We start from the raw sequence: 11,962 nt of genomic DNA on the forward strand, positions 1-11,962 counted from the left end.
CGAGTCTTTTTTCCCCTGGGGATACCCACTCCAAGAAACGCCACAGGAATCGATCTCTTTGGAGAGAGACCGTGTTTATGCTATACCTCCTAACGCAAGCCGTGAACCCAAAACTAAGCTTGGGTGAATCCATCACCGGCTGGAGCAAGATATCGATTTATTTAAGAGAATCGCCCAGAAAACGACTGCTACAGCAAGTGCAACTGCAAAAGCAAAGTAACATAGTAAACAGTTCTTAAGTTAGCGCTTATGGGGTACGGGGGAGAACTTTTTCAAAAGTTCCCCCCGTTCATCTTTAAAGAAACCATTTTTTTCGCCTGAGTCGTTCTTCCAAACCCGCAACGATGCGCTCGGGGGTCAGCGGAAAGGTTTTGTACCATACGCCGGTGGCGTTACAGATGGCGCTCATGTAGGCCTGGGCCGCGCTCATGGCGATGCTCATTCCCGCCTCTTTGGCGCCGTAGGGCCCTCCCGGATCCATGGACTGCACAATGACGTTCTCGATGGGAGGCATGTCTGCGGCCAGAGGCACCTTGTACTCCAACTGATCGGGATTCAACAGGTTTCCGCCGGACCAGATGCATTCTTCGGTGAGCATGCCTCCCTGGCCGCCCATAGCAACGCCGCTTTCGAACTGAATCTCGACCTGTCGGGGATTCAGGGCGAAGCCGCAGTCCTGGGCGGCCACCACCTTGAGAGGAGTCACCTGCCCGGTTTCCGGGTCCACTTTGACCAGCGCCATGGTGGCTCCGAACGAGAAGGCCTGGCTCAATTGTCCCCTGGGATTGGACACCCATTCCCTTCGATTATCAATTTTGGGGGCGAAAGCGCCCCGGCCAAGTACGGGTTTGCCCTGCAGCAGGCTGAGCCGGACCAGTTTATGGATGGGGATCCCCTTGTCCGGACTTCCTTCTACAAAGACCCGGCGGTCCTGGGGATGCCCAGTTCTTCGGACGCGATTTGGACGAGCATGGTGTCGTTGCCCTGCCCATTGTCCACCACTCCCGAGATCAGGGTCGCACCGCCGTCCTCGTTGAACTTGACGACCGCCTGGGAGCCTCCGCGAATGCCCAGAGGGAAGCCCGTCTGTACGGAATTGACGCCGATGCCTATGCCATGATTCGGGGGAAGCTTGCCGAAAGCGTCCTTCCAGCCGATTTTTTCCGCGGCTTTCTCGATGCACTCTTTTAATCCGCAGGAAAAAACCTTGGACCCGGTGGGGGTGGTTTCTCCGGCGACTCGGGCGTTCCTGAGCCGCATCTCCACCGGATCGATACCGAGTTCCCGGCCCATGCGATCCAGTTGCTGATCCACTCCGCAGGAAAAGGCGCGGCCGTGAATGCGAATCATGCCTCGAACGGGTTTATTGGTGTAAATCCGGTAGCCGTTAAAGCGTACGTTGGGAACCCGGTACGCCTGTTCCATGCACAGGAAGGGTACGGAAACCGCTATTGGGCCCGTGCTGCTGTAAGCCCCGCCGTCCAGGTAGGTGGTCATTTCACGGGCCTGGACTTCGCCCTTTTGGTTCACTCCGGTCTTGATGTGCGCGATCGACGCGTGCCCCTGCCGCGTGGCCATCGAATTCTCTTCCCGGGTGTACACGATTTTGACCGGTCGCTTGGATTTCATGGACAAAAAGGCGGCGATGAAATCCGCGGGACACACTTCCGATCGACCTCCAAAAGCGCCTCCAATGGCGATTTTGCGCACTTTGACCTTATTCAGAGGAAGCCTGAGGGCGTTGGCCAGCGGTTTGGACTTCATGTGAGGGCCTGCGTTGGGACACCAGATCTCGAGATTGCCCGAGGGATCGAAACGAGCCGTGACGGCGTACGGTTCGGCCATGAAATACGAGTCTTCCGCTGCCCGGAACGTATCTTCGACCACGAGGGCCGACTCCGCGAAACCCGCTTCCACGTTCCCGACCTCGATGGGCACGTGAATGTTGATGTTTCCGGGATGGTCCTCGTGGATGAGGGGGGCGTCGTCGGCCATGGCCGCTTCAGGATCGAACACCGCGGGAAGCGGTTCGTACTCGACCCGTATAAGAGTCAACGCTTCGACGGCGGTGTCCTCATCCACAGCCGCGACGCCCGCCACTTCGTCTCCAACGTAACGAACCTTTTCACATTGGAGCATCTGCTGATCCCGTGTATAGGGAAACACGCCCCATTTTTCGCCGGGCGTGTCCTTGCCGATGACGACGGCTTTTACGCCGGGCAGGGATCGGGCCTTCGAGGTGTCGATATCGAGGATGCGCGCGTGCGGATGCGGGCTCCGAAGGATCTTGCCCACCAGCATCCGCGGAAAGGACAGGTCAGCCGAAAAGAGGGCGCTCCCGGTAACTTTGGACAGTGTATCGATCCTTTGGGCGGACGTGCCGATGATATGGTATTTGGACATATTCGATCCTGTTTTGATCTGCTGAAGGAAACCCACTGAGGGAAACTTTGAAAAGTTTCCCTCAGACTCCCTTCAAACTTCCTGAACATAGCCTCACCGCCTCTGGCGGAGCGGCTTACTTGTCGGGAACACATTTCCCGGGCATCGTACGGACGCCGCTGGACGAACTTACTCAACTTAGGATTACATCTTGTTTCCCTGGCCGAGCCACCACACGCTCTTGTTCCTTCGCGATCCGAGAGCCCTTTAGGGAAAACCGGTTGCAACGCGAAGCGGCGCAACCCGCTTGAAAGTTTTTGGAAGGGGTCCGGGGAAACCTTTTGCAAAAGGTTTCCCCGGACGCTCACCTACAATACCTCAGACATCATGCCTCTTCTTAGCGGCTGCGGCTACGGCTTCGACGGTTTTGGCGTATCCGGTGCAGCGACAGGTGTTGCCGGACAGGGCCTCGCGGATTTCGGTTTCGCTTGGGTCCGGATTTTCGTTCCGCAGAGCTTTTCCGCTCATCAGCATTCCGGGGGTGCAGAAGCCGCACTGCACAGCGCCGTGTTCGATAAAAGCCTGCTGGAGGGGGTCCAGATGGTCTCCGTCGGCCAGACCTTCCACGGTGGTGATCCGGGAGCCTCCGGCCTCCATGGCCAGGGTCAGGCATGACCGGACGGGCCGGCCGTCCATGAGCACGGTGCAGGACCCGCACACCCCCAGGCCGCAGCCCTCCTTGCTTCCGGTAAGACCTGCAAGGTCCCGAAGCAGTTCGAGGAGAGTCCGGTTGGGCTCGACATCGAAGTGCATGTCGTCGCCGTTCACGTTCAGATGGATCTTCACTTTATCCATGGAGGACCTTTCGGAGGTTACGCGCCTTGGGCGGTTTTCAGGGCTTCGGTCATGGCGCGCAGGGCCAGGACGCGAACCATGTTCTGGCGGTAGGCCGCGGTGGAACCCACATTGTCCACGGGATGCGGTTTGGCCTGGGCTTCAGCCATGCGGGCCGCCTCCTGGAAGCGCTGTTCGTTGGGAGCTTTTCCCTGGAGGAGGGTGGAAGCATCCCGGATCATCAGAGGCGCAGCGGACAGGGCTCCCACAGCCAGACGGAAGGTGTCCAATTTTTCGTTCCGCAGAGAAAGTGCGCAGGCGGCGCTCGCGATGGGGTAATCGATGGAGCTGCGAAAACGGAGCTTTTGATAGTTGGCTCCGCTGTGAGGCGGTGGAACGGAAAGGCGGATTTCGGAAAGAAGCTCGTGAGGAGCCAGATCGAACGGCCGTTCCCCTTCACCCGTATAGAATGAATTCAGCGGCAGAAGGCGTTCGGAGTTTTTACCCACGATCTTCAGCATGGCGGAGTACACAAGCAGGGCCGGAGCCAGGTCGGACTGGCATACGGAGCGGCATTTCTGTCCTTTTTCCTCGGCGAAGCAGGTCTGCCCTCCCAGTTTATAGCAGGGATTCCGGGCCGAACGCCAGAATTCGGACTGGTTGTAATACATGCACCGGGTCTGTTGGCAGAGGTTTCCTCCGACGGTGCCGCGTAGGTGCTGAATCGACCGGCTTCCCACGGACCGGGCGGCTTGACGCAGGGCCGGCAACGAGAGGGCGACACGCTCGGAATCGATGAGGTCCTGCAACGTGGTAGTGGCGCCGATGACGAGTTCTCCGGGATCTTCCCGGATAGATCTTAGTTCATCCAGGTCGCGAAGGCTGACGAGGATTTTTGGTGCAAGCAGGCGTTGTTTCAGGCTCACGATCAGATCGGTGCCGCCTGCCAGGATCTTGGCTTCGGGTCCCCATTGATGGAGTGCGTTCAATGTGTCTTCCAGGCGGTTCGATCGATGGTAGGCAAATGTTGGAAGCTTCACGGGACGGTTCTCCCAGAGTAGAAGAGGGGACGCTGAATCTTGACGGAGCATGCCGCCCAAGGAACCATGATGCCCGGAGCGGACTCCAGTACATCTAATAATGGATAGGCAAAGAATCTGTCAACCGCTGTTGTATCGGTCATTCCTTGGAAAGTAAACCCTGAGCTTGCGAAAGGCTCCATGGATGAATTGAATTAATGATAAGCTTCTGATATGTGATGCAAAATGGAAAGCCAAACCGGTTCTTTCTAATTTCACGTGTGGAAATTCTCTTTTTCCCAACTCAAAAGGAAGGCTCTTATTGACTAAAAAGAGTGTATGATCGATCTAGCAACTCTGTCCCGGAGGCGTATCGTAGTGCAACGATCATAGTCAAGGGCCTTGGACTCGTTGATGGTCTTTCCCAATTTCGCTCAGGCGTGCGTGCGGAATTCATGCGCGTGCCTGTTCTTTCCGGAGCTGCAATGGATAACGACGGTTTTCTTCGATTTGGCAGGGCTGCGGTAGGGTTGTTGCTGGTTCTGGCACTGACTGCAAACGGCTGTGAAACCCCTTCTCGCGATCTATTTCAGGGCTATGTGGAAGCGGAATACACATATGTGTCTTCACCTCAGCCCGGTGAACTCACAAATCTGTTCGTGAGGCGGGGGGAAAATGTAGCGGCCGGAACTGTTTTGTTCGAGTTGGAAAGGGAGCCGGAAATCGCCCAGAGGAACGAGGCTGAACAGCGCCTGCAACAGTCAAAAAAGCGCCTCGAAGATCTTCGCAAGGGTATGCGGCCCACCGAGATCGACGCCATCAAGGCGAAGATGGAACAGGCTCGGGCGAGCCTGCGGCTCTCCGAACTCGAGTACGAACGCCGGCGCAAGCTCTTCGCCGACCGGACCATTTCCAAGGAGAACCTGGACCAGGCGCAAACCAAGTACCACAGCGATCGGGCTCTTGTGGATGAACTATCCGCCCAACTGGAAACCGCCCGTCTGGGAGCCCGGGAGGACATCATACGAGCGGCCGAGTCCGAGGTGGCGGCTATGGAAGCTACGCTGGCCCAGGTCGACTGGAGATTGGAACAGAAGACCCAGCTCGCCTCGGAACCGGCGTTGGTTTTCGACACGTACTATACCGTGGGCGAATGGGTTTCGGCGGGAAGGCCCGTGGTGGCGCTCTTGATACGCCGTAACATCAAGGTCCGTTTCTTTGTACCCGAGCCGCTCATTAGCGGGATAAAATTGAATCAGACGATCTCCATCGGTTGCGACGGCTGTCCCGAGGGTCTCCGAGGTCACATCAGCTACATCTCTCCACAAGCCGAGTACACGCCGCCCGTTATTTACAGCCGGCACACCCGTTCCAAGCTGGTGTTCATGGTGGAGGTCCTGCCCGACCGCGAACAGGAGCGGCTGCATCCCGGACAGCCGGTGGATGTAACTCTGATCGAGGATGGAGAGAACACGTGAGCCCGTCGGAAGTGATCATCGACGTGGAAGGCCTGACGAAGCGCTTCGGCCATAAAACCGTGGTGAACGGTTTTTCCATGAAAGTGAGGAAAGGAGAGATTTTCGGGTTCCTGGGTCCCAACGGGAGCGGTAAGACAACGACTATCCGTATGCTCTGCGGACTGCTGAAGCCGGATGAAGGGAAGGGGACCTGTCTCGGGTTGGACATTGTTCATGAGAGCCGTGGCATCAAACCTCAAGTGGGTTACATGGCGCAACGTTTCAGCCTTTATGAAGATCTGACGGTGCGCGAGAATCTGGATTTCACGGCCAGGGTGTATGGCGTGCGACAACGAGCGAAAGCGGTTCGGGGGGTCGTCGAACGGATGGAACTGGGAGAATTCAACAACCAGCTTGCAGGCAGCCTTTCAGGGGGGTGGAAGCAGCGCCTGGCGCTGGCCTGCTGCCTGATACACGCCCCCAAGTTGCTTTTGTTGGATGAACCGACGGCCGGCGTGGATCCAAAAGCCCGGCGGGATTTTTGGGACAGGGTGAACGACTTGACATCCGAGGGTATCACGGCGCTGATCAGCACTCATTACATGGACGAGGCGGAGCGTTGTCATCGATTGGCCTACATTGCTTACGGAAATCTCCTGACATCCGGGACCGCCGAAGAGGTGGTCGCCGGAGAAGGCCTGACGACCTATTCCGTAGCAGGGGAAGATCTCCATGGCCTGGCGAGAGACCTGAAACCTTTGCCCGGCGTGCAACAGGTGGTGTCCTTCGGCAACACGTTGCATGTCAGCGGCAAGGATACCGCCGCTCTGGAAAACAGCCTCTCGCCGTATAAGAACTCGGCGTATCGATGGAAGAAGGTGGATACGAGCCTGGAAGAGGTGTTCATAAGCCTGATGAGCCGGAAGGTGAACTGACCATGCTGGGTGGGAGATTCTCGGGACGGCGGATGTTGGCCATGGTGGTGAAGGAATTCAGGCAAATGCGCCGTGACCGGGTGACATTCGCCATCATGGTCGGCATCCCCATAATCCAACTGATTCTTTTCGGGTTTGCCATCAACAGCGATCCCAAGCACCTCCCGACTGCCGTGCTTTGCCCCGATCCAAGCGTATTTTCCAGGAGCATATTGACGGCCATGCGTAACAGCGCCTACTTTGACATCGTTGCGAAGCCGGACACGGAGGCGGAAGCGACCCGTTTGCTCATCATGGGGGAAGTGCTGTTCGTGGTCAATTTCCCAACGGACTTTTCGCGCAATTTGGTGCGCGGCGAAAGGCCGGCGCTCCTGCTGCAAGCCGACGCCACGGACCCCGTGGCTGTGAGCAACGCCGTGGGGGCGCTCAAGACGCTCGCAAAGTCGGCGCTGAAACGCGACATTGCCGGAAGTCTTACCTACCTACGGGCCGATTTTTCGCCGGTGGACGTGGAGGTGCACCCCAAGTACAACCCCGAGGGCATCACCCAGTACAACATCGTACCCGGTCTCATGGGGGTGGTGCTTACGATGACCCTGGTGATCATTACATCCCTCGCGGTCACGCGGGAGCGGGAGCGCGGCACCATGGAGAATCTCTTGACCACGCCGATCCGTCCTCTGGAGATGATGTTGGGGAAGCTGATCCCCTACATCATGGTAGGGTATATGCAGATGCTTTTGATTGTGGTTGTTGCGCACGTTCTGTTTCAGGTGCCGCTTCTGGGGAGCCTTTCGTTGCTTTTCGCCGTGTCGCTCCTGTTTATTGGAGCAAACCTCTCTGTAGGGGTCACCTTTTCCACCGTGGCCAAAAACCAGCTCCAGGCCGTACAGATGTCGTTCTTCTTTTTCCTGTCTTCCATACTGCTCTCGGGCTTCATGTTTCCTTTTCGAGGAATGCCCGAGTGGGCCCAATGGATCGGAACGTCGCTCCCGCTGACCCACTTTCTGCGCGTGGTTCGGGGCATCCTCTTGAAAGGCAACGGTTTTTCGGACATCTGGGTGCACCTCTGGCACATTCTCCTGTTTCTGGTGATCGTCCTGACGATCGGACTGAAGCGGTACCGTCAGACGTTGGATTAGGATCCCCTCCCAAGACTTTGCATTTTGGGTCCTCCCACTGAACTTGTCCGGATTTCGGATCTTACTGCGTTCGTCCGGAAGGACGTTTGTGATATTGCGATACATCCTCACGAGCGGCGTTGCGGTGGTCCGGTTAGCGTGCGCAGCGAGCATAACCCGACCTATGGGCGCTTCTTGCAGTGTTTCGCTCCTCAACTCAATCCACGCTCTTTCTGAACGATTCACAGGGGACTCCGCCCTCCTCTACGCTGACCGCGACCGGCCCCCCTGGGCCTTTCCGGCGGAGGCTGGTGACCCCTACCCGAGAAGTCTTGGGATGGTTTGGGGAACCCGCTTAGGAAAAGGGTTCCCCAAACCATCCTGAATACATACTTATTCTTGTGTCGCCGGCGGTTGAGGCCTGGGAATTTCCAGCGATTTCGAAAGCGTCAGGTCGGGCAGACTGTACTGATAAACCATGGGGCCGGCAAGGACATACAGGTGAAGCCCATCCGTGCAGATGCCCGAAAGGCCTGGACCCGGCATCGGTCTACCATCGGGTGTGGCCGGAAGCGTAGTGTCCGAATCCGCCAAAACCAATGTCGACCCGAACAACAATACCGTCAAAACCACCAACATGCTCACACTCTTTGTAGTTTTCATTCGTGTTCTCCTAACTTCGTGTATTTTCGGTTTTTCTTCTTTTGTATCTTCCAATCGAAAAGCTTAGAAAAGAAATGAGGAGAAAATATGTAGGAAAAATGGGATCAGTAAGGAGGTGGAAAAAGCTCTTTGGATAGGATCGAAAGATGGTTTAATGTTGAAAACGGACAGGAACAACTATTCCTCTATGAATGCATAGTGGAGGAGAAACCTTGAGGTGGAAACTATTCCACAAGATTTTCGCATCATACTTATTGATGGCTCTGTTGATTGTGGGTCTGCTGGTCGTGACGATGGAGTTCTCGGCGTCTCGGAATTTCGCGGATTACGTGGCCGAGGTGGAACTTGAGAACCTGGATGGCCTGACGAGTGCGCTCGAGGAGGCGTATGCCCGGCATCAGGGGTGGAACGAACTGAGGACGGACCCCGAACGTTGGCGCCAAATCCTGAGAAGCTACCTCCAGGAGGCCGGACTGAAGCGTCCTCTTTTCCCACCTCCTCCGCCACCCCCACCGTTCCCTCCGGAAAGGCTTCTTCGCCCGCCGGATTCATTAGGTTATGAATTGCCGGATCGACGGCCGCCATTTCCGGAGCCGGGTCCTTTGGGTCTGGTGTGGCGACTATCGCTCCTGGACAAGGACAAACGACTGGTCGTCGGGGCTCCCGTTGCGACCCGGAAAGCCAAATTCAGAGAAATAACGTCGGAAGGCGAGCACGTGGGCTGGTTGAGATTAGCGGTGGAAGAACGTTTATCCCACCCGCTGGATCAGGATTTCCTGAAACGGCAATCCAAAGCCTTGTATGCCATCGGAGTCGTGCTGTTGGCGCTGGCTTCCCTCCTTTCCCTGTTGCTGTCCAAACACCTTGCAGATCCAATTCGGCAATTGAGTTTGGGGACCCGGGCTTTGGCCTCTCTGGATTTCGATACCAGCATCGCGGTCCGGACGCGCGACGAACTCGGGCAGCTCGCGGATGATTTTAATTCGATGGCCCGAACGCTCAGAAGATACGAGCAGATGCGGAAACAGTGGCTTTCCGACATCTCGCACGAGATGCGTACGCCCTTGTCGATCCTGCGTGGGGAAATCGAGGCTTTGCAGGACGGCGTTCGGAAGACGGACGCAAAGGCGCTTGATTCGTTGCACGCTGAGGTGCTTTATATCAGCAGGATCGTGGATGATCTTCACGAGCTGACAATGGCTGAGAGCGGCGCCCTTCGTTCGGAGAACAAGGTGATTCATCCAACGGAGATCCTGAAACGGACGGTAGAGGTTTTCGGAGATCGGTTGGCTCAACATCACATCCAGGTCATCCTGGAGTTGGGATCGCCTCCGGGAACCACACTGTTGGGAGATCCGAATCGGCTGGAGCGGCTGTTTTCAAATCTATTGGAGAACGCGTTGCGGTACGTGGACAAGCCCGGGACCCTGAGGATTCTCAGCCGACAGACCGAAACCGAACTTACGCTGAATTTCGACGATTCGGGGCCCGGTGTGCCCGATTCGTCATTACCACGCCTGTTTGACAGGCTTTATCGGGTGGACTCATCCCGAAGCCGTTCCAAAGGCGGAAGCGGATTAGGCCTTGCGATCTGTAAGGATATTGTCGAAAGCCACGGGGGTAAGATCGCGGCCTTGAACGCTCCAACCGACGGGCTCAGAATTCAGATGGTATTCCCCCTGCAGCGGACAGACGAGAAACTCAGGCAATAGGAATTCAGGAGCCGGCGACATGGACGAACGCATTCTCATCGTTGAGGACGAGACGCGGATAGCCGCTCTTCTCAGAGACTATCTGCAGAACGCGGGATATACCGCTTCTCTCCTGGAACGCGGCGATCAGGTGATCGGCTGCGTCAGACAGTATCTCCCGGATCTGATCCTGCTCGATATCATGCTGCCGGGGTTGGACGGTATAGAAATCTGTCGGGAGATCAGGAAGTTCTCCGGCGTTCCCATCATTATGATCACCGCGCGAGTGGAAGAAGTGGATCGTTTGATCGGATTGGAATTAGGGGCGGACGATTATATTTGTAAGCCTTTCAGCCCGAGGGAAGTCGTAGCGCGTGTGAAAGCGGTTCTGCGTCGAGTCGGCTCCAAACCCTTCGAAGAAAAAATGGTGGTCGGACCCATATCCGTGGATAAGAAGAAACGCCGGGTGATGATCCATGATGAGGAAATAAAGCTCACTCCCAACGAGTTTACGCTGCTATGGGTTATGATGGCGCACCCGGATCGGGTGTTTACCAGGAATGAACTGATCGATTCCGTTCAGGGGTATAATTTTGACGGATACGATCGGACCATCGATACGCATGTGAAGAACTTGCGTAAAAAACTGGCGGCGCTTCTCCCCGACCGCGAGGTCATAGGCGCCGTTTACGGTGTGGGTTACAGGATGAACGGGAAAATCTGATGCTTTCCGAATTCCAAATGGAGGTATTTTTGCGGGAAGTGGTAATCGTCATTATGCCCGGAATAGGCGGGATCACGCGACAGTGGATCCGTGTTCCCGAAGGAAATCCATCAAGGTTGTGTTGAAAGCCCCGGCTTGTTCGATATTCGACAGATGAGCGGCGGAGGGGAGCACCACCAGTATCGAGTCGGGGATGCGTTCGTGCATGGCCTCGGAGGCGGCCACCGGCGTTCCGGGATCGTCCGCACCCACCACAATGAGGGTAGGTGTTGTTATCTCAGAAAGCCGATCGAGGTAAGCCAACCTCCGAATGGCTTCGCTGCATCCGACAAACCCGTCTACGGGCGTGGCCAGAAACACCCTCCGGATCAGTTCCAACTCGAGATGGTTTCCGCTGCGATATCCGGAGGTAAACCAGCGATCGAGGGCGCCCTCGACGAGGGTTTGCATGCCCCGCGAGCGAGCCGCCTCGATACGTTCCTGCCACAAGGTCTGTGCCTCCCGTGGAACGACGGCGGTGGTGTCGCAAAGGGCCAGGCTCAGGAGACGGTCGCTGTGATTCAAGGCGATGCTCTGGCCCACCATGCCGCCCATCGAAAGTCCGACCCAGTGCACCTTGGCGATTTCGAGCGCGTCCATCAAGCGGACAGCGTCATCCCCCAACAGCTCCATAGTGTACGCATTCGCCGGAGCGTCGGCGCCGCCATGGCCCCGAGTGTCGTAACGCAGCACACGGTATCGGGACTCCAGGATTTCCATTTGAGGATCCCACATGGACAGGCTGCTACCTAAGGCGTGGCTCAACATGACTACGGATGCATCCTTTTTGCCCGTCAGCTCATAATTCATCTGAATGTCGTTGGCTTGGACCTTCAAAGGATTGTCTCCTTTTCATTGGACGGTCTCGAACCTCAGGCTTACCGATTCATTGATTTGAGCCATGAGACTCTTATGACGGAGGCGGCCACCCTCTGCGTGGGTCGAACGGTACAATGGTGCGCCCATTCCAATAGGGGCTTGGGTTACGCTCGGGAAATACGACCCTCTATACGCAACGCAACACTACGCCGGTGGAGGCGCGGCGGTGCTTCGATAATGTAAAAGGAGTCTGTGGGAGACCCGCCTGCGGCGGGTTT

Annotated in this window: 9 protein-coding genes and 1 pseudogene; 5 read left to right on the forward strand and 5 right to left on the reverse strand. The window is 56.6% G+C overall.

Annotated elements, in window-relative coordinates; translation table 11 throughout:
- Positions 1-295: 295 nt before the first annotated feature.
- The 3 genes and pseudogenes from HY788_13795 to HY788_13805 all read right to left on the reverse strand — a co-directional run bounded on the left by HY788_13795 (position 296) and on the right by HY788_13805 (position 4,256).
- A pseudogene (locus HY788_13795) lies at positions 296-2,403 on the reverse strand (molybdopterin-dependent oxidoreductase).
- A gap of 357 nt (positions 2,404-2,760) precedes the next feature.
- Positions 2,761-3,237, reverse strand: coding sequence for a (2Fe-2S)-binding protein (locus HY788_13800; GenBank protein MBI4775222.1), 477 nt, complete (start codon positions 3,235-3,237; stop codon positions 2,761-2,763).
- A gap of 17 nt (positions 3,238-3,254) precedes the next feature.
- Positions 3,255-4,256, reverse strand: coding sequence for an FAD binding domain-containing protein (locus HY788_13805; protein ID MBI4775223.1), 1,002 nt, complete (start codon positions 4,254-4,256; stop codon positions 3,255-3,257).
- Positions 4,257-4,720: 464 nt separating this feature from the next.
- Here HY788_13805 and HY788_13810 point away from each other — a divergent pair, with 464 nt between their 5' ends.
- The 3 genes from HY788_13810 to HY788_13820 all read left to right on the forward strand — a co-directional run bounded on the left by HY788_13810 (position 4,721) and on the right by HY788_13820 (position 7,769).
- Positions 4,721-5,713, forward strand: a complete 993-nt coding sequence (locus HY788_13810; GenBank protein ID MBI4775224.1) for an HlyD family efflux transporter periplasmic adaptor subunit — start codon at positions 4,721-4,723, stop codon at positions 5,711-5,713.
- A 77-nt stretch (positions 5,714-5,790) separates the two neighbouring features.
- A complete protein-coding gene (locus tag HY788_13815) occupies positions 5,791-6,627 on the forward strand; it encodes an ABC transporter ATP-binding protein (protein MBI4775225.1) in 837 nt (278 codons plus the stop codon).
- A gap of 2 nt (positions 6,628-6,629) precedes the next feature.
- Positions 6,630-7,769 (forward strand): ABC transporter permease, encoded by a 1,140-nt coding sequence (locus tag HY788_13820; GenBank protein ID MBI4775226.1) that lies wholly within the window; start codon positions 6,630-6,632, stop codon positions 7,767-7,769.
- A 372-nt stretch (positions 7,770-8,141) separates the two neighbouring features.
- Here HY788_13820 and HY788_13825 read toward each other — a convergent pair whose 3' ends face one another.
- Entirely contained in the window at positions 8,142-8,411 is a 270-nt protein-coding gene (locus HY788_13825; protein ID MBI4775227.1) for a hypothetical protein, read from the reverse strand.
- Between the two features lie 212 nt (positions 8,412-8,623).
- On the opposite strand from HY788_13825, the gene HY788_13830 reads away from it, so the two are divergent.
- Together HY788_13830 and HY788_13835 are read left to right on the forward strand one after the other, a co-directional pair.
- Positions 8,624-10,123, forward strand: a complete 1,500-nt coding sequence (locus HY788_13830; protein MBI4775228.1) for a HAMP domain-containing protein — start codon at positions 8,624-8,626, stop codon at positions 10,121-10,123.
- Positions 10,124-10,142: 19 nt separating this feature from the next.
- Positions 10,143-10,826 carry a response regulator gene (locus HY788_13835; GenBank protein ID MBI4775229.1) on the forward strand — a complete coding sequence of 228 codons (684 nt, stop codon included), beginning with the start codon at positions 10,143-10,145 and terminating at the stop codon, positions 10,824-10,826.
- Positions 10,827-10,898: 72 nt separating this feature from the next.
- On the opposite strand, the gene pcaD is transcribed toward HY788_13835, so the two are convergent.
- Positions 10,899-11,702 (reverse strand): 3-oxoadipate enol-lactonase, encoded by an 804-nt coding sequence (gene pcaD, locus HY788_13840; GenBank protein ID MBI4775230.1) that lies wholly within the window; start codon positions 11,700-11,702, stop codon positions 10,899-10,901.
- Positions 11,703-11,962 lie beyond the last annotated feature (260 nt).

It is taken from the genome of Deltaproteobacteria bacterium (genome assembly GCA_016208165.1).
In the GTDB taxonomy this organism is placed as follows: domain Bacteria; phylum Desulfobacterota; class Desulfarculia; order JACQYL01; family JACQYL01; genus JACQYL01.

Bases quoted from the DNA above. Each gene is read 5' to 3' on its own strand.
- HY788_13800 (MBI4775222.1), bottom strand. From the start codon at position 3,237: ATGGATAAAGTGAAGATCCATCTGAACGTGAACGGCGACGACATGCAC.
- HY788_13810 (MBI4775224.1), top strand. From the start codon at position 4,721: ATGGATAACGACGGTTTTCTTCGATTTGGCAGGGCTGCGGTAGGGTTG.
- HY788_13815 (MBI4775225.1), top strand. From the start codon at position 5,791: ATGAAAGTGAGGAAAGGAGAGATTTTCGGGTTCCTGGGTCCCAACGGG.
- HY788_13820 (MBI4775226.1), top strand. From the start codon at position 6,630: ATGCTGGGTGGGAGATTCTCGGGACGGCGGATGTTGGCCATGGTGGTG.
- HY788_13825 (MBI4775227.1), bottom strand. From the start codon at position 8,411: ATGAAAACTACAAAGAGTGTGAGCATGTTGGTGGTTTTGACGGTATTG.
- HY788_13835 (MBI4775229.1), top strand. From the start codon at position 10,143: ATGGACGAACGCATTCTCATCGTTGAGGACGAGACGCGGATAGCCGCT.